Here is a 268-nt window from a genome sequence, read left to right on the forward strand (position 1 = left end):
ACGTTCATCGGAGCAGGGTGAGTCGGCCCCTAAGGCGAGGCAGAGATGCGTAGCTGATGGGAAGCAGGTTAATATTCCTGCACCGTCGTATGATGCGATGGGGGGACGGATCGCGGAAGGTTGTCTGACTGTTGGAATAGTCAGTTTCTGCTTCATAGAAGGCGCTTAGGCAAATCCGGGCGCGTAATTCAAGGGAGTGGGACGAGTGAACTTGTTCACGTAGCAATCGGAAGTGGTTCCAAGAAAAGCCTCTAAGCTTCAGTCATAC

General features: G+C 52.6%; 1 rRNA gene. It reads left to right on the forward strand.

Going from position 1 to position 268, the window contains the following annotated elements:
• Positions 1 to 268 (forward strand): 23S ribosomal RNA (locus GTP77_RS31495); the annotation flags it as partial.

The sequence above is a fragment of the Pseudoduganella aquatica genome, from assembly GCF_009857595.1.
Taxonomy (GTDB): Bacteria; Pseudomonadota; Gammaproteobacteria; order Burkholderiales; family Burkholderiaceae_D; genus Rugamonas; species Rugamonas aquatica_A.